The following is a 20,890-nucleotide window of genomic DNA, read 5'->3' on the forward strand; positions in this document are numbered from 1 at the left end:
TTAGTCATCGTAGTTGGTGACATAGCTATATATTTCTTGATTTTTAGAGGGGAGAGGAAGAAATGGACAATAAAGAGACGAACAACATTGAAAAGTGCCCAGTACATCACGGAGACACTAACATTGAAAAGTGCCCAGTACATCATGGAAGCACGACGAGTCTCAAATCTGGTGGCACAACCAATCAAGACTGGTGGCCAAATCAGTTGAACTTAAGTATTCTCCATCAGCATGATAAAAAATCTAACCCAATGGGTGAAGACTTTGATTATGCAGAGGAATTTAAAAAGCTAGATTACGAGGCTCTTAAGCAAGATATTCGTGATCTTATGACAAACAGTCAGGATTGGTGGCCTGCCGACTATGGACACTATGGTCCTATGTTTATTCGTATGGCTTGGCACTCCGCAGGTACATACCGTATAGGGGATGGCCGAGGCGGTGGTGGAGCTGGTTCACAACGTTTTGCGCCACTTAACAGCTGGGCTGACAATGCCAATACTGATAAAGCACGCCGATTACTATGGCCAATTAAGCAAAAATACGGTAATAAGATCTCTTGGGCTGACTTAATTCTTTTAACCGGTAATGTTGCACTTGAATCAATGGGAGTTAAAACGTTTGGTTTTGGTGCAGGTCGTCCTGACATTTGGCATCCTGAAGAAGATGTCTACTGGGGAACGGAAACTGAAATGCTAGGGAATAATCGTTACTCTGGCGATCGTGAGCTTGAAAACCCACTTGCAGCCGTCCAAATGGGACTTATCTATGTCAATCCGGAAGGTCCAGATGGTAAACCAGATCCTAAGGTGAGTGCACGTGATATTCGCGAAACCTTTGGGCGTATGGGAATGAACGATGAAGAAACAGTGGCCCTAATAGCAGGTGGGCACACCTTCGGTAAAGCACACGGCGCAGGGGATGCTGCTCATGTTGGCCCAGAGCCAGAAGCTGCTCCTATTGAAGCGCAAGGTCTAGGTTGGTTAAGTACCCACGGCAGCGGAAAAGGCGGCGACACGATTATAAGTGGTCTTGAAGGCGCTTGGACAGCTAATCCAACACAGTGGGATAATGGTTACTTTGATTTGTTATTTGGGTATGACTGGTGGCTCACTAAGAGTCCTGCAGGGGCCTATCAATGGATGGCTGTAGATCCTGATGAAAAAGATCTTGCACCAGATGCTGCAGATGCTTCTAAAAAGGTTCAAACGATCATGTTTACCTCTGATTTAGCATTACGTCATGACCCAATCTATGAAAAGATTGCTCGTCGTTTCCATGAAAATCCAGAGGAGTTTCATGATGCTTTTGCCCGTGCGTGGTTCAAACTTTTACACCGTGATATGGGTCCTCGTTCAAGATATCTCGGACCAGAAGTTCCAGAAGAAGAGCTTGTTTGGCAGGATCCAGTTCCAACAGTCGATTATGAATTGACAGACGAGGAAATCGAAAAGATTAAGGTATTGATCTTAGACTCCGGACTTACAATTAGTGAGCTTGTAACAACAGCTTGGGCTTCAGCAAGTACGTTCCGTGGTTCAGATAAGCGCGGTGGTGCTAACGGTGCGCGCATCCGTCTTGCGCCTCAAAAGGATTGGGAAGTGAACCAACCAGAACAGCTTGAAAAAGTTTTGAATGTACTAGAAGAAATCCAAAATCACCTTGATAAAAAAATTAGCCTTGCTGACTTGATTGTCTTAGGCGGTAGTGTTGCCGTTGAAAAAGCTGCTAAAGATGCAGGCTTCGATGTGACTGTTCCATTTGCTCCTGGTCGTGGAGATGCGACGGAAGAGCAAACGGATGTTGAAAGCTTTGCTGTACTTGAGCCTTATGCTGATGGCTTCCGTAACTATCAGAAGAAGGAATATAGCGTAGGACCAGAAGAGCTTCTTTTAGACAAGGCACAACTTCTTGGCCTAACTGCACCAGAAATGACTGTACTTATCGGTGGTATGCGTGTGCTAGGTACAAACTTTGGAGGCACACAACACGGCGTTTTCACTGATCGTGTAGGCACCCTAACGAATGACTTCTTTGTAAACTTGCTTGATATGAGTTTAGAGTGGAAGCCTGTCGAAGGTGGCGTTTATGAATTACGTGATCGTGGTACAGGTGAAGTCGTGCACACTGCCACTCGAGTTGACCTTGTATTTGGTTCAAACTCACAGCTCCGTGCATTAGCTGAAGTTTATGCTCAAGACGATAACAAAGAAAAATTCGTCAAAGACTTTATCGCGGCATGGGTTAAAGTCATGAATGCCGATCGTTTCGATCTTAAATAATAACTAAACTAATACCCTTGTAGAGGCGTTACTTTAAGTAGCCACTCTGCAGGGGTATTTTTTATAACATCTGGAAATCTAAATTTTGGTTGATGTCCACTCCAGGTTGCTCGCTTTCCCCATATCCAGCAGGATTAACGAAAGCTTCTAGGAGAATCATCCTCGCAGAGAAAGTGTATATTTACGATTTTTTTTGTAGGTTGGTTCGGTATTCGACGCACCATCTGGTTCCTCAAAAATGTGGTCACAAATTTATGTGCGCGTATGTCTCTTTTGTGAGTTATCCTCTTGTTTCGTACGCGACTTGTGAGTTGTAGCTTTCTTTTGTTACATGTTTTAATATCCTCTAAAGCTTCTTAGCAAATGCTCAGGAATTTTCGGTTAGGGCACTTCTGTTAGGGGGTTATTTCTTTTAAACTCTTTTTTATTTACAACATCAAAATAGTTTAGTAAACTAAATAAAATAAATTACGGGAGGACTTTTATGATTGAAGATAGAAAAGTGGATCAGTTTTTGACCCATTGGCGGTTTATTAACCGGCATCTTCGCGAAGGTCGGTTGACACATGGCGATAAGAACATTACCCGCCTACAATGGACATTGTTACGGCATGTAGGAAGGTCAGAAAATTGCACAATGGGAAGTATTGCTGAACATTTTAATGTAAGCATGAGTACGGTCTCACAGATGATTGATCGGCTGGAGAAGTGGGGATATGTTGAGCGTGGGGCTTCAGTTCATGATGCCCGAGTGAAAATTGTGTCTCTTACAGAAAAGGGAGTAAAAATGATCCAAGAAGGAAGGGCCTCTTATCTCCATCAGTTAACTAATGGATTAAGTCAGTTTTCGGAAGACGAGCAGGAGACCTTCATTCACCTTCTTCAACAATTGTCTGAAAATTTAAGAGAAGGATCAGATTAAGATCACCAACAAGAGTAGAAAAAAATAATAGAATCAACAATAACCCCTTTCTTTATTTAGCGAGAATGTAATGAAGACCCGAATGATGGGTTTGTTTTAATAGAATGTGGCCATATAAATTTTGGTCATAGGTGCGGATCTCCACTCCAGCTGCTCACATTCCTTGAGCGAGTGCTTTTCCTGAAGGCCTCTCGCATCTTCCGTTAAGGGCTTGCTTGACGGCAACTTTAATGGTATGAAGGCATATGCCCCAACATCAGGCTGTGCTTAGCGAAGCAGCGAAGTAAAGCCAAGTTTTTTAAATGACAAAACGAAAAAGGACGATCTACCGAAAGTCTAAAGGTGGAATGATGGATGCATTTTTTAAGAAAATATGCAAAAAAGTATTGGAAGCTGTTTTTTACGGCTGTGTTCTTTTTAATGTGCGAAGCTCTCAGTGATTTAATGCAGCCAACGATCATGTCTAAGATCATTGATGTTGGTGTGGCGTCAAAGAACCTGGATTACGTGTTAAAACTAGGGAGCTTCATGCTATTGATGACGGTATGCGGGGCCATTGCGGCTTCATTAAGAAGCACTTTAGCCAGCATTGTGTCGCAGAACTTCGCTGCAGAATTACGTTCAGATTTATTTCAAAAAATCCAGAAGCTTTCGTTTAAAAGTATTGATAAATTCGACAGGGCTTCACTTATTACGAGACTTACCAACGATGTGACTCAGGTGCAAAATTTTATCAATGGTTTAATGAGAATGTTTGTTAAGGCGCCACTTCTGGCTCTTGGGGCATTGATTATGGCTGTCAGGCTCGATCCCCAGCTTTCAGTTGTATTGGCCGTAGTCGTACCGATTGTCATTATTTTAATTATTTTAAACATGAGATTGGGATTTCCACTTTTTATGAAGGTTCAAAAAGCCCTCGATCGCGTAAACGGTATCATGAGGGAATACTTATCTGGAGTTCGTGTGGTGAAGGCTTTTAACAGGTCAAAATTTGAAGTCGAAAAGTTTAGTGCTTCAAATGACAATCTGCAGCAACGCTCCACTTCCTCCATTAGGATAATGTCTATCTTTGGTCCCGCCATTTTACTTGTGGTCAACTTTGGCATCGTCGTTATTTTGTGGATGGGCGGCTTCGGCGTAAATAATGGCACCATGCACGTGGGGCATATTATTGCTTTTATTAATTATATGACACAGATTTCGACCTCGCTTATGATGATCTCCATGGTGTTTAATATGTTTGTCCGGGCAAGGGCTTCGACCTCTCGTATTGGTGAAGTATTTGCTACTCAAGATAAGATCACCTGGAATGACCGTAGTCCAGAAAAGACAGATATAAAGGGACGAATTGACTTTGATGATGTCATGTTTTCCTATTCTGAGAAAGAAGAAGATGCGGTTTTGAAAAATATCCATTTTAGTATTTACCCAGGAGAAACTGTTGGGATTATCGGATCAACGGGATCAGGAAAAAGCACGCTCGTAAATCTCATTCCTCGATTTTATGATGCCACGAGTGGGAGCATCAAAGTGGACGGTGTGGATGTTCAGCAGTTTAATCCTCATGATTTGCGCGAAAAAATTGCGATTGTCCCGCAGAAAAATATTCTCTTTACTGGAAGTGTGATTGAGAATATCCGGTGGGGAAATGATCTGGCCGAGATGGATGAGATAGAACAAGCGGCAAAGTTAGCGGAGGCCCATGACTTCATTCAGGCAACACCTGAGGGCTATGAGACAAGAATAGGCCAGGGGGGCGTCAACTTTTCCGGCGGTCAGAAACAGCGTCTGTCTATTGCTAGGGCTTTGGTCAGAAAACCGGAAATTCTAATTCTTGATGATAGTACTAGCGCGGTCGATGTTGCGACCGAAATTCGGATAAAGGAAGCCTTGAAGAAATATGCTAAAGGGCTTACGTGCCTCCTTATTGCGCAACGGATTACCTCTGTGATGGACACAGATAAAATTATCGTGATGGATCAAGGCGAAGTGGTCGGCTTGGGAACGCATGCTGAGCTTTTAAGGACCTGTCGTGTCTATCAAGAAATTTACCAATCGCAAATGGGCAAGGAAGTGTTGTAAATGGCAGACCAATCTGTACAAACGAGTGGGAATAGCGGAAATCAGACTCGCGCGCCACAATTTTCTCCAATGGGTCGCCCAGGTGGAGGCGGTGCATCACGATTCAGAGGACCTGTCGTTAAACCAAAGAATTTTAAAGGCACATTAAAACGACTATGGAGCTATTTTGGCCGAGAAAGAAAGCTATTGACCATCATACTTTTGTTCATTTTAATAGATGCCATTGTGACGCTGTCCGTTCCCTATTTAATAGGGAGGGGCGTTGACGCTATGTCATTAGGCAGTCAGGTCAACTTTACGCTTCTTGAAATCATGATTATCATTCTTGCGGGGGCTTATATCACCGATGCTGGCTTAACGTTTTTGCAGGGCTGGCTGATGGCTGGTGTCTCTCAGCGCATTGTAAAGAGCTTGCGAAGTCACCTGTTTAAAAAGCTACAAAAGCTCCCTGTTGCCTTTTTTGACTCTAGAACGCACGGTGAACTCATGAGTCGCCTGTCAAATGATATTGACAACGTCAGCAATACGATTTCGCAATCAACGACACAATTAATGACAGGACTTATAGCCATTACTGGCTCTCTTGTCATGATGATCATATTAAGCCCTATTTTAACAGTAGCCAGTTTGATCACAGTGCCGTTGGTGTTTTTATTGACCCGGACCATTGCGCGCAGAACATCGGTGTTATTTAAAAATAATCAGATGGAACTTGGTCGGTTGAATGGGCATATTGAAGAAACCATTTCCGGCATTCAGGTTGTAAAGGCCTTTAACCATGAGGAAAAGGCGATTGCAGAGTTTGAAGAAGTGAATCAGTCTTTACTTAAAGTGGGTCTTAAGGCGCAAATCTGGTCAGGATTTCTTATGCCGATAATGAACGTGATTAACAATTTTGGCTTTACCATGGTCGCGGTTGTCGGGGGGATTCTCGCTGTGAAGAGTATGATCACTGTCGGCGTAATCGCAAGTTTTATAACATATTCACGCCAGTTTGTGCAACCCCTTAATAACTTGGCAAATATTTTTAATGTCCTTCAATCGGGAGTGGCTGGAGCAGAGCGTGTGTTTGAAATCATTGATGAAAAAGAAGAGCCGCGTGATGCGAAGAATGCGGTGACACTTACGAATCCAAGGGGCCATGTTGTTTTTGAAAACGTCAGCTTTGGATATCGGCCCGATCAACCGATTTTAAAAAATGTCAGCTTTGAATCGCAACCAGGAACAAGCACAGCTTTGGTGGGGCCAACCGGAGCGGGGAAAACGACGATCGTTAATCTGCTGACACGATTTTACGATGTCACCGAAGGCCGAATTTTAATTGATGGTGTGGATATTCGAGAGTTTACGAGAGATAGCCTAAGAAGAAGCTTTGGTTTTGTTCTTCAGGATACGTATTTATTTTCCGGGACCATCAAAGAAAATATAAAATACGGAAATCCTGATGCAACAGATGAAGAAGTCGAAGAGGCGGCGCGTATGGCCCATGCCGATGTTTTTATTAACCGGATGCCAGACAGGTATGATACACTACTGTCAGAAAATGGCGGAAATCTTAGTCAGGGACAGCGCCAGCTCCTCGCGATTGCGAGGGTATTCCTAGCAAAACCTGCCTTACTTATATTGGATGAGGCTACAAGCAGTATTGATACGCGGACAGAACTTCATATTCAGGATGCTTTGCTTTCGATTATGAAGGATCGCACCAGTTTTATCATTGCCCATCGGCTCAATACCATTCGTGATGCGGACACCATTATGGTCATTGATCAGGGGGAAATTATTGAAAAAGGCAGCCATGAAGACTTAATTAATCATCAAGGCCGATACTATAACATGTTTTATAACCAATTTAAAAATGTCGAAAGAGCGTTGGATTAATATAACGAGATAAACTGAATCTAAATCAGTTTAATTATAATATTTTAAGTAAGGTGACCTTACAAAAAGGTCACTTTATTTTTTTGCCTTGAAATGCTGATACTGCAGGGGGTTTGGCTCACGTCAACCTTAGGTTGCGCTATTTTGCAACGATAGCGATCTTTACTTTAAGACCCAAATTTAATAATAATGGATTATAGATTATTGAAAGGTGACGGATGAAATGATTTTTGCTGAAAAGCTTAAGAAGGAGAGAAAGGATAAAGGGTGGTCTCAAGATGAATTAGCGGAAAAACTTTTTGTGAGTAGACAATCAGTGTCCAAGTGGGAAAATGGCCAAAACTATCCTAGTATTGAAATCCTGATTAAATTAAGTGACTTGTTTAATGTGACCATTGATGAATTATTAAGGAGTGATCAGGAATTGACAGAGAAAGTGATTAAAGATAGTAAGCAATTAGCACATCCAAAGCTAAAAGCATTATTTGATGTTTTATTTTTAATAGGTCTTGTGCTTCTGATCGTAAAAATAGTCATTATTATTTTGAATAAGTTCACATCGTTAGATATGACCTTATACGGAGGGTCATTTTTTTGGAACTTTGGCCCCTTGATTGTCATGATTGGTTCGGGTATTGGTTCTGGTGTGGTTAAAGACAAATATAAAGAGGAGTAGCGTCTTAGTTCATTTTGTATAATCAAAGCTTACTTATTCATAAGGGAGGGAGAGTGTTAAATGAACCTATCTAGAGAAATTGAGGTTGAACAAATAAAAGCAAGGAAGAGAGCATTATTTGATCAAAATGCACTGCATATATTAAACGGTCAAGCCATGTATGATGAATTTAAAGACAAACGGGTTATGGGAGATGCCGATTATACACCATTTAATGAAGCGATGTGCGTCAATACCACAACGACCCCTATTTTTGGTAAGGCTTTTATTCAAATGAGAGCTGCCGGACATCATGAGTCTGAAGAGAATTATAGAAACAAGGTCATAAAGCCTTTAAATAAACTGTTTAAGAAAAGCTATGACTATATCGTTTTATGGTTTGGGGAAGACATGTTTTGTCAGATGAATCTTTTAACGCTCCTTGCTTATCTTGAACACTCTCAGTATAAAGGGAAAGTCTTTTTTAATTGCTTTAAAGAGGATGAATTTAAGGTAAGTCAAATGGAGCTTCCTTTAGGACATTATTATTCTGTCTATGAAGACGTATTAATCCATCATAGGAAACCGACACATGAGCTCCTTCCAGTCATGTCCCAGGCTATAGACATATTTTTAGACATGCAGACAATGAATAATCCCGTCGTAAACTATATTTTAAAATATAAACATTTATCCACCTCTGAATTGCTTAAACGATTATTCAAGGTTTTCCCAACGGTTGGATATGGAGACTCACAATATATGGCGTTGATTAACAAAATAAAGTGAAAGGTATTTTTGAGATCAACAATCTTTCGTTTTTTGATATAACCGGGATAAGAGAATGAACAATAATAAAAACCCTTCGCTTTAAAACACCTTTAGCAGAGGGTTTTCTTTTAAGCATGAAATGACGAACAGTGAGAGGGCATTCTTCATTCAATAAAGTCTAGTGTTCATCTGAAATAATAGCCAATATTTGATGGTCTTCCCATTGGCCATTAATTTTTACTCCTTTTTGTTCAATCCCCTCTTTATGAAAACCGACCTTTTCTAATACGCGCATTGAACCGATGTTGTTTAACATAACCCCTGCTTCTATACGATGGAGTTTTAATTCATTAAACGCAAAATTGACTGCTAAAGAAACGGCTTCCGTCGTATACCCTCTACCATTGTATTGCCCGTCCAACGAATACCCAATTAAACATTTCTGAAGCGCACCTCGAAGGATATTAAACAGAGAGACGTCACCGATTAATTTATCGTTTTCCCTTAAAAAGATACCAAAAGAATAGCCTTTATCTTGTTCTCTTTGATTGATAGAACCTTTTATAAATTTGCGTTTAGAATCAAGTGTGTAATAGTCGTCATTGAATGTGGGCGAATATCTTTGAAACAATTCACGGTTCCTCACGTGTAAATCAAGTAAAGACTCTGCATCTTTATCTTCAAAAAATCGAATGTAAATTTTGTTGCCTTTAAGGACCATATAAAATTTCCCTCCTATGTATAAATCATCTCTATAAATTTATTATTGCGTAAGAATGAACTCGTGTCTATCTATGTAAACTTATCCTATCCTAAGATAGTATAATGGTGTATCTCTATATTGTTTTATCAGATTAGCAATTTAGTTAAGAGAAATGATGCTACTGGTCAGTAAAGGTGATATTATATTAGATTAAAAGGGAGGCGATCATTCATTATTCATTGACTAAAATTTCTTGCTGTCAATCCACTTACAAATATTAATATTGCAACCTGTCTAAAAATATAATTCTCAGCTTTATATTAAATCACATCTTATTCAGAGAAGGCATTATTGCATTAATTTATTTTTTGAGATGTATTTTTCTTTGCTTTAAGAAAAATTATTAACTTCCCAGGTGGACAATACTTTGATAAAGGCAAATTAGAAATCCTTCCGTGAATATTCTTCACAAACAATAGGTAAATCAAAAAAATAAAAATTATTTACCCAACCCTCCATTCCTTCACTGTTTTACCTTTAATAAAAAAATAACTATTTATCGATAATTATTAGAAAAACGCCAAAATTTAAACAATCTTATTTATCCCATATAACCCCACTAGAGGGATTAATTACAATACGTGCAAACATTCATTTAATGATCTATAAACCACCTAATCTATTATTCTTCACTCATTGTAATGCCTTCATTATGTTTGTTTTAGTGATTACAAAATAAGACATTCTAAATAGAAAGAGGCGATTAACATTGGAGATGGATGTTATAAGTGTTTTGATTGTTGATGATGAGCTACCTATTAGAGAGGAATTAAGATTATTTGACTGGGAAAACAATGGAGCAAAACTTATTGGAGAAGCTGAGAATGGTGAAGAGGCACTGCAATTTTGTAAGGAGTATACTCCAAATGTCATTATTACCGATATTGTCATGCCAGTAATGGGAGGGATTGAACTTATAGATAATATCCGAAAAGTATATCCGCAAATTCAGTTTATTATATTGACCTGCTATAGTGACTTTAATTATGCAAAAGAAGCATTACGACTTGGTGCACTTGATTATCTGATGAAAGTTACTCTTGATGATGATGAGTTATCTGAGTCATTAGAAAAGGCAAAATATGAAATTGAATGTGAACAATCTTATCAAATTGCTGAGGCAGAACAACGACGATTACAAAGATCAAGGCTTTTTTACCAGGCTGTGAAGTTACATTCAAATCAATGGTCAGCTTTCTACAAACAACTATCTATTGAAGGCCATCAATTAACTTTTCCATTTAGACTTGTAAGGATATTTGTTCAAGCTCAATCGAGGGGTAAGTTGCTAATTAGCCAAGAAATACAACGAAGTCTAATAAAGTTAGAGAAAGACACTTCCATATCCTTCTTATGGTTCCCTTATCAAATTTGTGATTACTGTTTGTTATTTTTTGATGAACCTGATGATGTTAAATTGATTTGCAAACGATTACATATCGTGGTTTCAGAAATTAATAGCACCTTGGAGAGGCAATTACCTTATATATATGGGGATTGCAGGATATATGGCGTTGTTAGCAACAGCATAGTTGAAGAAGAGGATTTTGCTGATACTGTGAGGCAAACGGATCTTTGGGCAGATGTGGGGTTTTATGACGAGAAAACACTCGTATTTGTTGGACAGCCTCCATCTTTTACTTATTTGGATCAGCCTAAGCAAAAGGAAATTGACGAGAAAATGTATAAGGTGGGTTGGGATCGACAGGGTCTCATCACATTTTTAAGTGAGGATTTTGTTATCTGGGCAAATAATTATCGTATTTTTCCTGAAGATCTCAAGCGATTGGTCACAAGGTGGAGAAAAGAGTGGCAACAAAATTGGAACTTTAATGAAGACTATACTGGAGAAATAAAGAGATTAAAAGATGTAACAACACTTTCTCAAATGGTTGAACTCCTTAAATCTGATTTAGAGAATGGGGGTGGAGAGAAATGTCGTAAGGAAATACGATTTGCCAAAAAATTTATTCGTGAAAAGTTTGGAGAAACCCTTAGTCTGCAAATGGTTGCGGATTGGGTCAATTTAAGTCCCTATTATTTGAGCCGTCTTTTTCATAAAGAAGTAGGAGAGTCATTTAATAAGTTTGTCAAAAATGTACGTATTGAGAAAGCAATAGAGTTCTTACAGAATTCTGATTTAAAAGTATATGAAATTGCAGACAAAGTTGGAATTCCTAACTATCGTTATTTTGTTAGTCTCTTCCGGAAGGAAACGGGGCTAACACCAAGTGCATTTAGGAAGGGGGTGAATAACAAATGAGGTTAATTCAACGCTTTCAACGACTAGGTATTGCCACAAAACAATTTGTTTGTTTATCTCTTGTCACGTTAACTTTATTCTCAGCAATGGTTTCCTATAATTTAGAGAAAACAAAAAAGTTATTAAGTCATAATTTGACAGACTATTCACAAAAAATAGGAGAGAGGGATAGTCAATTATTGTCCAAATATCTAGAGGATGTGCAAGATATGATGTTGTATTTGTCTTCCGATCAAGAAAGATTATTAAATAATAACAAGCAAATTGTCAGTAAATCTTTAAATCAGTATACGAGTTCACACGATACAATAGTAAAATCCCTATATATTGTAAAGGAGAATGGTACAGTATATTCAAACCGGCAATTATTTTTTGAAATAATTGGTAATGATCATCTGCAACGGTTATATCAATTTGCTAAAAAGCACGAAGGTGGAATGAGTATTAGTGAACCTTATTACTCCCATCTTTCTGGGAATACTGCTGCTGCAGTTTTTCTCCTTAAAAACAATAAAAATAAGCCGCTTGCAGCCATTATAGCCGAACTTGATCTTAATAAACTGACAAAAAAACTAACCTCATCTTATCAATACAAAAATCAAACCTTTTTAGTGATGACGGCAAAAGGAAATGTGATAGATACCCAAAGCCAAAAGCCAATTATACCCTATGAAAGAGGGTATCCTCCAAAGATTGATTCGAAGTTTATTAAAAAGCTAAGTCAATTACCTACGGGAGTTCAATACCTAAAGGTGAAAGATCAGTCTCTTGTTGCTGTGATAAATCAAACAAACCGTTTTGGATGGTATCTTGTCAAGCTCAGTGATCAAGGCTCATTTAATAAAGGTATCAAAAACTTGTACAAAATATATCAAAATGTCGCTTTTATATGGATTGTAATCATGCTTTTAGCTTCTTTAGTCATCAGCCGCTCTTTCACACACCCTGTACGAAAATTAGCTGCGCACATGAATGCAGTAGAAAAAATTGAAAATATATCTAGTTTGCCTATAAACCGCAAAGATGAAATTGGGAACCTGGAGAAAAGTTATAACGCGATGTTAATGAGAATTAAGGAACTTGTTGTTGGAATCAAAGTCATGGAGGAACGGAAAAGGGATTATGAATTAAAAATGCTTCAAAGCCAAATAGGGCCTCATTTTTTATACAATACTCTTGCTTGTATTGGTAGCTTAGCCAAGCAAAAAAAGATGGAAGAAATACGTGAAACGGTCCGGTCGTTGGTAGGGCTCATTTCCTATGTTTTAGATAATGTTTCACGAAAAGTTACTTTAAAGGAAGAATTGGAGAAAATTCGATTGTACGAGCAAATTCAACAGGTTCGTTATGGTAAAAAGTTTCATTTGGAGATTAATGTTGACGGGGAAGCATTAGATTGCCTTATCCCCAAATTCACTTTACAACCAATTATTGAAAACGCAATTTTCCACGGTATTATTCCAGGGAAAAGGTATGGCATTATTTCAATCAATGGTGTTATTTCGGAAAATGATTTGAAGCTATATATCCGTGATAATGGCTTAGGAATGGACAAACAGCAACAAGCACAATTATTTAATCATAAGAATGAAAGTAACTCAAAAAAATTTAATGGGATTGGCCTTGTTAACGTTCATGAGCGTATACAAATGAGTTTTGGCCAAACATATGGTTTAAGAGTGGTAAGCCGCCAGAAGGTTGGTACTCTAGTACGAATAAAAATGCCAGCTGAATTTATTTATAATTCAGAAGAACAATAATTTATACGTTTTTGCAAATTTTATGCATATAAGCAAACGTACTTCTTGTCTATAATTATAAGTACGGAATGGGTTGTTGGAGAGAAATTTCAAGAAGGGATGTGGGACGAAGAGAGGTTGGAATATATAAATTTGTGACGGTAATTAAAAAACGACTTTTTGTAAGGGGTTACTTTACTGAATTAAAGAGATTTTCATGAAAGCGTATTGACATTTTCTAATTTTAGCCAAAGGTGAATGTCTAAAGTTCAAATAGTCTAATTTAATATGCAGATATTTAAGATTTGGAGGGATATAAAGAAGGAATCTAGGAGAAAGGTCGTCGATACTATGATGGACTTACAAAAAGAGAAGGAAATTAAGACACCTGTAAGTTATTCTTCTAAAATAAGGAGAAAATGGAGAGATATTTGGAAATATAAAGCGATGTATTTAATGCTCTTACCTGGGCTTATCTGGTTTATCATTTACAAATACGTGCCACTTTATGGAGTAATAGTCGCTTTTAAGAATTACAGTTTAGTTGATGGAATGATAGCTAGTCCTTGGGCTCACCCGTGGTACAAGTACTTTCAAACCTTTTTTAATTCACCTTATTTTACTGAACTACTCTCAAATACCTTTCTTATCAGTTTTTACCGACTAATCTTTGGGTTTGCTCCCCCTATTATATTGGCTTTATTGCTAAATGAATGTCGAATCTCTTGGATGAAGAGGTGGGTACAGACCCTAAGTTATATTCCCCATTTTTTTTCCTGGGTCATTGTTTATGGAATTTTAGTTGCGTTTCTATCACAAAGTACAGGACTAATTAATCATTGGATTGTTGAGTCTGGAGGAAATACGATTTCATTTTTAACATCAACACATTGGTTTCGATCCATACTGGTCAGTTCAGATGTTTGGAAGGAAATTGGATGGGGATCAATTATCTACCTTGCTGCAATAACAGGAATCAATCCTTCATTATATGAGGCTGCAAAGATTGATGGAGCCAATCGAATGCGGATGATTTGGCATATTACTTTACCTGGGATAAGAAATATCATTATTTTACTCTTTATCCTCAGAATTGGTCATATATTGGATGCTGGGTTTGAAGAAGTTTACATTCTTTATAATATTCAGGTCTATCCAGTAGCGGATATTATTGACACATGGGTATATCGTACAGGATTGCAGCAACTTAACTTTAGTTTAGCGACAGCAGTAGGGTTATTTAAATCAGTTATCGGCCTAATTCTTGTCTTAGGCGTAAATCGATTAGCCAAAAGATGGGGGGGTGGAATTTGGTGAATAAGGTTAAGAAGCATTCCTTTGACTTTATCATTATAGTGTTGCTTTTACTCATTGCCGCCACTGCCGTTTTCCCATTATTGTACGTGTTGTCAGCATCGTTAACTCCATACTCTGAAGTCCTAAAGAACGGTGGCTTCATTTTATTACCAAAGAAATTTACACTTGCAGCTTATAACGAAATACTAGGGCAATCCAAAGTTATCCATGCATTTGGAGTCACTGTATTTGTAACAATCGTGGGAACTTTTATAAATTTGATCCTGTCATTGTTAATGGCCTTCCCACTAAGCAGGAAGAACATTCCAGGGAGAACCTTTATTTTATTTTTAGTGGTTCTAACTTTATTGGTTAATGGTGGGATAATCCCAACTTATATCGTTGTTCATGCAACAGGACTAACTAATACGATATGGTCAATGATTGTGCCTAATGCCATCGCAGCTTTTAATCTATTAATTATGAAGAGTTTTTTTGAAACCCTACCAGAGGAACTTTTTGAAGCTGCTCGAATGGATGGGGCAAATGAGTTCTATATTCTCTATAAAATCGTATTACCACTTTCTATACCAGTTATGATGACTATCGGTTTATTTTATGCTGCTGGTCACTGGAATGAATTCATGCAGCCCCTTTTATATATAACCGATAGTAGTTTATTTCCTTTGCAAGTTGTCATTCGAGATATTATCATGCAAACTCAGGACCAGTTAAACAATCCAGATGTATCTATTCCGACAGTTACCATTCAAATGGCTTCAGTCATTGTTGCAAGTTTACCTATCATTTTGGTTTATCCTTTCGTTCAAAAATATTTTATGAAAGGAATGTTATTAGGGTCTATTAAAGGATGATTTCTCCAAAGTTTTTATTTTGTAGAAGAGTTAATGATAACTAAAAATTGCATGAGGTGAGCTAAAAAATGAGAAGTAGATTCAAACAACATGTGTTTTTATTTGTGATTATATTTTTAATCCTGAGCATGGTGTTAGCTGGCTGTTCCTCAGAAAAAACGGACTCTGGAGCTTCAAAAAAGGTCAATAGCTTACAAATAATAGAGACTGGGGACCATTTACCTCCAAAGGATGAGGATATCATTAATAAAAAGCTTAGTGAAAAGCTCGGGGTTAATATTGATCTTTCTGTTACAGCTTCAGGTGATGATTATAAGAATAATATAAATACACGCTTAGCTGGAGGAGACTACCCAGATTTATTTTCAGTCATCGATCACCAGACCCTTCAACAGTATGCGGAGAAAGGACTTCTTCTAGATTTATCAGCCTATAAAGACAAATTAAAAACCACAATAGATTTCATAGGTGAGGAAAGTCTTAAAAAAGGAACGATTGATGGTAAACTTTATGCGATTGCTGCTCGACCAACCATTAATTATAACACCTATTGGGTTCGAAAAGATTGGCTTGATAAATTAGGTCTTAAAGAACCTAAAACTATTAATGATTTGATGAAAGTTGCAGAGGCATTTACTAATGATGATCCTGATGGTAATGGAAAGAAAGATACTTATGGTATTTCTGGAGGTCAACTTAATGCCTTTGCTCCTATATTTGGTGCTTTTGGTGTTGGTATGCCTGGGGATTTCTATGTAAAAGACGGAAAATTAGTTAATGCCTACTTTGACCCTGACATGAAACCCGCACTGTCCTTTATCAAGGATTTAGTGAGTCAAGGCGTGGTTGATCCTGATTTAATGGCTAATACTGGTCTGCAGCATCAAGATAAAGCCTTTCAAGGGAAGGTAGGCATCGTTTGGCTCGATTGGCCGAATATTACCAAGGATCAGTTTGTCAAACAGATCAAAGAGGCTAATCCTAAAGCAAAATGGGTTCAAATTGCAGCTCCAAAGGGTCCTGGAGGTCAGTATAATGGAAGTTGGGATACAGGTGCGACACCAGCGATCTTTGCGATTCCTAAAGGTCTGAAGAATGATCCGAAGAAGCTAGATAAAGTTTTTGAACTATTAAATTATGTTTCCTCGAAGGAAGGCAATAGATTGGTTCAATTCGGTGTTGAAGGCAGAGACTACGATTTAAAGGATGGAAAAGTTGTGACGAAGCCTAAATTGGATGAAGAGGGTGGTTACTTTTGGTTATATCAATTTACGAGACGTCCAGAAAAAGAATATTTAAAGACAAAATTCCCGAAACAACAGAAATATATAACCTTTGCCGATAATCAGCCTCAGATCCAAGCACTTAATAGTTATGTCAATATTCCAGACGGGTATAACCCAGCGGATGCTGATGCGTTTGCACAACAAGAAATTACTAAGTTTATATACGGAAAAAGATCACTTGATGAATATGATCAATTTCTTAAAAAGTTGAAAACAACATTTAAATACCAGTCATACTTAGATAGCGCAAAGAAACAATTGAAAGATCTTGATTTAATCAAGTAGAAAGTTAATAAGTCTTGTCTGAGTCTATTAAAGTGGGACTCTTTTAACAGAGCATTCATTAATTTTTAAGGAGGTTAACATGAGCAAAGAAGTTTATAATATTGGTGGCGTTGTGCCACACTTGACCGCTGTGGCGGATATTGAAGGGCCGCGAACAGAAACAGGGATTGGTGCAGTGATGCCATGGGCAAAAAAGCTTTGGTTTATTACTTATGTGGCCCACACATCTTCATCTGGTAATGGAACTGGTTTGTTTGAGGTCAACGAACATTTTGAGATCAGGAAGCATCCTGAAAGTGTTGTTGGAACGTATGCTAATCGGATGATACACTCAGAATCAAGTCAATTGATGATTGGACCCCATCTTATTAATACAAAGGGAAATGTGCGAACAATTACTGAATTGATTGATCATCGTTTGACTGCCTGTATGCCGCATTTAACAGATTCCCAGAATATGGTTTATGTTTTGACAATGGAAGGACTTTTATTCGAAGTTAATGTATATTCTCTAAAGGTTACAAGACTATTTAATTTATTAGAAGAACTTGGAGTCTCTGAGGATTGTTACCCACATTTTAAAGGAGGGTGGACGAAGGATGGGCGAATCATTGTTGCCAATAATACCTATGATGAAAGAGAATATTTAGGGGATAAAAGTGATGGGAGATTGGCGGAATGGGATGGGAAAGAATGGTCCATTTTGGAGAGACGTCCATTTTGTGAAGTTACCTCATCAGGAATGAGTCCTTTATTCGCAACGGGATTTGATAAGGCTTCTGCAATTCTCCGAGTATTAATTAATGGTCAGTGGTCAACGTATCGTCTACCTAAAGCAACACAAGCAATGGATCATATGTGGTTTACGGAGTGGCCAAGAATTCGTGAAGTTGAGACTGAACGATTACTTATGGATTTCCATGGAATGTTTTATGAACTGTCACATACAGCGTATGATGAGAAGATATGGGGGATTCGCCCAATTAGCACTCATTTACGCATGGTTCCAGACTTTTGTTCGTGGAGAGGTCTTCTAGTACTGGCAGGGAACCAAGTTACCCCAATTTCTGATTCTAATAAGTTGGCTGGAGAGCCACAATCTAACTTATGGTTTGGTAAGACAGATGATCTTTGGAAGTTTGGGAAGCCAAAAGGGTGGGGGGGGCCTTGGTGGGAACAAGAGGTCCAGGCCGGATTTCCTTCTGATCCATATTTAATGACGGGTTTTGACCATAAGGTTTTACATTTGTCCCATGATTCTGATGTAGAAGTAACATTTGATGTTGAGATTGATTTTTTGGGTAACGGAAGTTGGAACAAATATAAGGAGATAAAGGTTGAATCACATGGGTATTCTCATCATGAGTTTCCTTCAGGATTTAGTGCACATTGGGTAAGGATTATCCCTCGAAAGACTTGTAAAGCAAGTGCACATTTTATATATAGCTAGGTCTCAATCAAAAAATTCTTTTGTAACTTTATTTTCGTAAGCGCTTTATATAGATTGCAGATTACTTTGTGAGTAAGGAGGTTGAAGGGTGAGTAAACAAAATCGAATACAGTTATCAACAGAAATATTAATTGTTGGAGGCGGCCCAACGGGGGTTCCTGCTGCCTTAGCAGCGGCCCGTAACGGTGCAAAAGTCATTCTTTGTCAGGATCGCCCTGTTTTAGGTGGAAATAGTTCTTCTGAAGTTCGTATGCATATCATGGGTGCTTCTCCAAGAGGGAAGGAGTTAGAAACTGAAGCTAGAGAAACGGGGATTATAGAAGAAATCATGCTTGAGTGTGCGGTGCGCAACCCACAGAGAAGTGCAAGTATGTTGGACCTCGTTTTTTATGAAAAGTGTCGGGCAGAGCCCAATCTAACGCTGATGTTAAATACAACAGTTAATGGTGTAAAGAAGGATGGTGATCAGATCATTGCTGCCTATGCATCAAGAGAGAGTACGGAAGATTACTTTGAAATTGCTGCTGATATTTTTGTAGATTGTACTGGGGATGGAAGATTAGGTTATGAGGCTGAAGCCCTTTATACAACAGGACGAGAGGCAACCGATGAGTTCAACGAGTCTGGCGCAAGTAGAAACCGCGATGCCCATCGGTTAGGATCATCACTTTTATTTACTGCTAGAGATATGGGGAGACCAGTGGTATTTACACCTCCTGAATGGGCTAGAAAATTTACAGAGGAAGATCTGAAATTCAGGAACCATGAATCATGGGAATATGGGTTTTGGTGGGTCGAGTACGGCGGGACCATGGATACTATTAAAGACAATGAAATCATCCGTGATGAATTGCTAGCTATAATGCTTGGTGTTTGGGATCACATCAAGAATAGTGGAAATCATCCTGAATCTGCAAATTGGGCATTAGATTGGTTTGGATTTCTACCAGGGAAAAGAGAATCACGTCGATTTATTGGTCAACATGTTTTAACTCAAAATGATTTAGAGCAGGCAGTTCATTTTGATGATGTTATTGCTTATGGAGGATGGTCGATGGACCGGCATCCTCCAGCAGGAATCGATGCGAAGGAAACGGAGCCAGCGGATCAACCTTACACTCCTTATATTTACGGGATTCCCTTGCGATCTATGATTAGTAAGAATGTTAGCAATCTTATGTTTGCGGGCAGAAATCTATCTGCAACTCACATTGCGTTTTCAAGTACACGTGTGATGGCAACTTGTGCGGTGATGGGAGAAGGATTAGGAACCTTTGCAGCACTTACAGTTCATTATAAAAAGCCTTTGAAAGAGGCTTGGCGAGATGAGAATCTTATTAAGGAAGCCCAACAGCAGTTGATCCGCCAAGGCGCATTTCTTCCTGGTAAATTTTTTGAAGGGAATTTGGCACGGTTGGCAAATATTCGAGCATCTTCTGAGCAGGAATTAGGAAAGGCTGAAAATGTTGTGGATGGTTTTACTAGATCTGTTCATGGTGAAAAAGGGGTTCGACCTGATTTAACTCGTCCTGGAACTCATCGCTGGATGTCTGATCCGTATGACGCAAGTCCGTGGTTAGAATTAAAATGGGAAGAGCCTGTTGAGGTTTCTAAGATAACACTTGTTTTAGATACAGGACTACATCGTTTTCTTAGTTTATCTCATTCTGATGGTCTCCAAGAAAAAATGGTATGGGGGCAGGCGCAACCCGAAACATTAAAAGAATTTAAATTAGTTGCAAGGCATGCGGAAGGCGAAACTGATATTGCACATGTTAAAAATAATTATCATGGTCAAGTTCATTTCAAAGTGGATCTGAAAAAGCTGTCCGAGTTGCGACTTGAGGTATTCAGCACAAATGGGTTGGATCATGCAAGAGTCATCGAAGTGAGATGTGAATAAACACTTATAATACGAAGCGAGGTAAAACCTTTTGATAATAAAGGTCTTACCTCGCTTTTTTATGAATACTATTTAGGCATACTTGCAAGTGTGAAAGCAAAGAGGCGATGAATTCTACCGATCGTAAAGTGTGTTAAAACAATGGTTCAAAGTGAAAAGTTTGTATTACGTCATCAAGGCGAAGGAGAACATTTGTCGATTTTTGGAAGAGAGCTTATATCTACCACTTGGAAACCTTGTAAAATGAATCTTGCTATTCGTGGACTTGAGGGAAATATTGGTAAAAACCGCGCAGATGCATTTCATAATGATGTGTGGTCAAAATATGGATTCCAAATTTTTTGTAATCAGATCAAAGTAAGTCATGAAAAGTGGGAGGAACTTTTCTGGAAGTAATCAAAAAAATAAAAAAAGGAAATCAGAGAGGGGTACTTAGC

14 protein-coding genes and 1 pseudogene are annotated in these 20,890 nt (G+C 38.5%); 14 read left to right on the top strand and 1 reads right to left on the bottom strand.

Annotated features, from left to right (window positions below; translation table 11 throughout):
• Positions 1-62: 62 nt before the first annotated feature.
• From katG to IEV91_RS08385, 6 genes and pseudogenes are all read left to right on the top strand, one after another.
• A complete protein-coding gene (gene katG / locus IEV91_RS08360; protein ID WP_188496970.1) occupies positions 63-2,282 on the top strand; it encodes a catalase/peroxidase HPI in 2,220 nt (739 codons plus the stop codon).
• Between the two features lie 484 nt (positions 2,283-2,766).
• Positions 2,767-3,204 carry a MarR family winged helix-turn-helix transcriptional regulator gene (locus tag IEV91_RS08365; RefSeq protein ID WP_229745474.1) on the top strand — a complete coding sequence of 146 codons (438 nt, stop codon included), beginning with the start codon at positions 2,767-2,769 and terminating at the stop codon, positions 3,202-3,204.
• 354 nt (positions 3,205-3,558) lie between these two features.
• A complete protein-coding gene (locus IEV91_RS08370) occupies positions 3,559-5,286 on the top strand; it encodes an ABC transporter ATP-binding protein (protein ID WP_188496971.1) in 1,728 nt (575 codons plus the stop codon).
• Positions 5,287-7,167: an ABC transporter ATP-binding protein gene (locus tag IEV91_RS08375; protein ID WP_188496972.1), complete on the top strand. Its 1,881-nt coding sequence runs from the start codon at positions 5,287-5,289 to the stop codon at positions 7,165-7,167.
• Positions 7,168-7,390: 223 nt separating this feature from the next.
• Positions 7,391-7,843, top strand: coding sequence for a helix-turn-helix domain-containing protein (locus IEV91_RS08380; protein ID WP_188496973.1), 453 nt, complete (start codon positions 7,391-7,393; stop codon positions 7,841-7,843).
• Between the two features lie 60 nt (positions 7,844-7,903).
• Positions 7,904-8,611 (top strand): annotated as a pseudogene (locus IEV91_RS08385) (AraC family transcriptional regulator); the annotation flags it as partial.
• Positions 8,612-8,771: 160 nt separating this feature from the next.
• On the opposite strand, the gene IEV91_RS08390 reads toward IEV91_RS08385, so the two are convergent.
• Entirely contained in the window at positions 8,772-9,314 is a 543-nt protein-coding gene (locus IEV91_RS08390; RefSeq protein WP_188496975.1) for a GNAT family N-acetyltransferase, read from the bottom strand.
• 757 nt (positions 9,315-10,071) lie between these two features.
• Here IEV91_RS08390 and IEV91_RS08395 point away from each other — a divergent pair.
• From IEV91_RS08395 to IEV91_RS08430, 8 genes are all read left to right on the top strand, one after another.
• Positions 10,072-11,619, top strand: coding sequence for a response regulator transcription factor (locus tag IEV91_RS08395; protein ID WP_229745481.1), 1,548 nt, complete (start codon positions 10,072-10,074; stop codon positions 11,617-11,619).
• Complete coding sequence (locus IEV91_RS08400; protein WP_188496977.1) at positions 11,616-13,379, top strand: cache domain-containing sensor histidine kinase; 1,764 nt, start codon at positions 11,616-11,618, stop codon at positions 13,377-13,379. The genes IEV91_RS08395 and IEV91_RS08400 overlap by 4 nt, the downstream gene beginning before the upstream one ends.
• A 333-nt stretch (positions 13,380-13,712) precedes the next feature.
• On the top strand, positions 13,713-14,675 hold the full coding sequence (locus IEV91_RS08405) for an ABC transporter permease (RefSeq protein ID WP_188497006.1): 963 nt from the start codon (positions 13,713-13,715) through the stop codon (positions 14,673-14,675).
• On the top strand, positions 14,669-15,529 hold the full coding sequence (locus tag IEV91_RS08410) for a carbohydrate ABC transporter permease (RefSeq protein WP_373284411.1): 861 nt from the start codon (positions 14,669-14,671) through the stop codon (positions 15,527-15,529). Before IEV91_RS08405 ends, IEV91_RS08410 begins: the two co-directional genes overlap by 7 nt.
• A 68-nt stretch (positions 15,530-15,597) precedes the next feature.
• Positions 15,598-17,100 carry an extracellular solute-binding protein gene (locus IEV91_RS08415; protein ID WP_188496979.1) on the top strand — a complete coding sequence of 501 codons (1,503 nt, stop codon included), beginning with the start codon at positions 15,598-15,600 and terminating at the stop codon, positions 17,098-17,100.
• Positions 17,101-17,179: 79 nt separating this feature from the next.
• Entirely contained in the window at positions 17,180-18,550 is a 1,371-nt protein-coding gene (locus IEV91_RS08420) for a hypothetical protein (RefSeq protein ID WP_188496980.1), read from the top strand.
• 88 nt (positions 18,551-18,638) lie between these two features.
• A complete protein-coding gene (locus IEV91_RS08425) occupies positions 18,639-20,453 on the top strand; it encodes an FAD-dependent oxidoreductase (protein WP_188496981.1) in 1,815 nt (604 codons plus the stop codon).
• A gap of 141 nt (positions 20,454-20,594) precedes the next feature.
• Positions 20,595-20,849, top strand: coding sequence for an N-6 DNA methylase (locus IEV91_RS08430; RefSeq protein WP_188496982.1), 255 nt, complete (start codon positions 20,595-20,597; stop codon positions 20,847-20,849).
• Positions 20,850-20,890 lie beyond the last annotated feature (41 nt).

Source organism: Pullulanibacillus pueri (assembly GCF_014639255.1).
In the GTDB taxonomy this organism is placed as follows: domain Bacteria; phylum Bacillota; class Bacilli; order Bacillales; family Sporolactobacillaceae; genus Pullulanibacillus; species Pullulanibacillus pueri.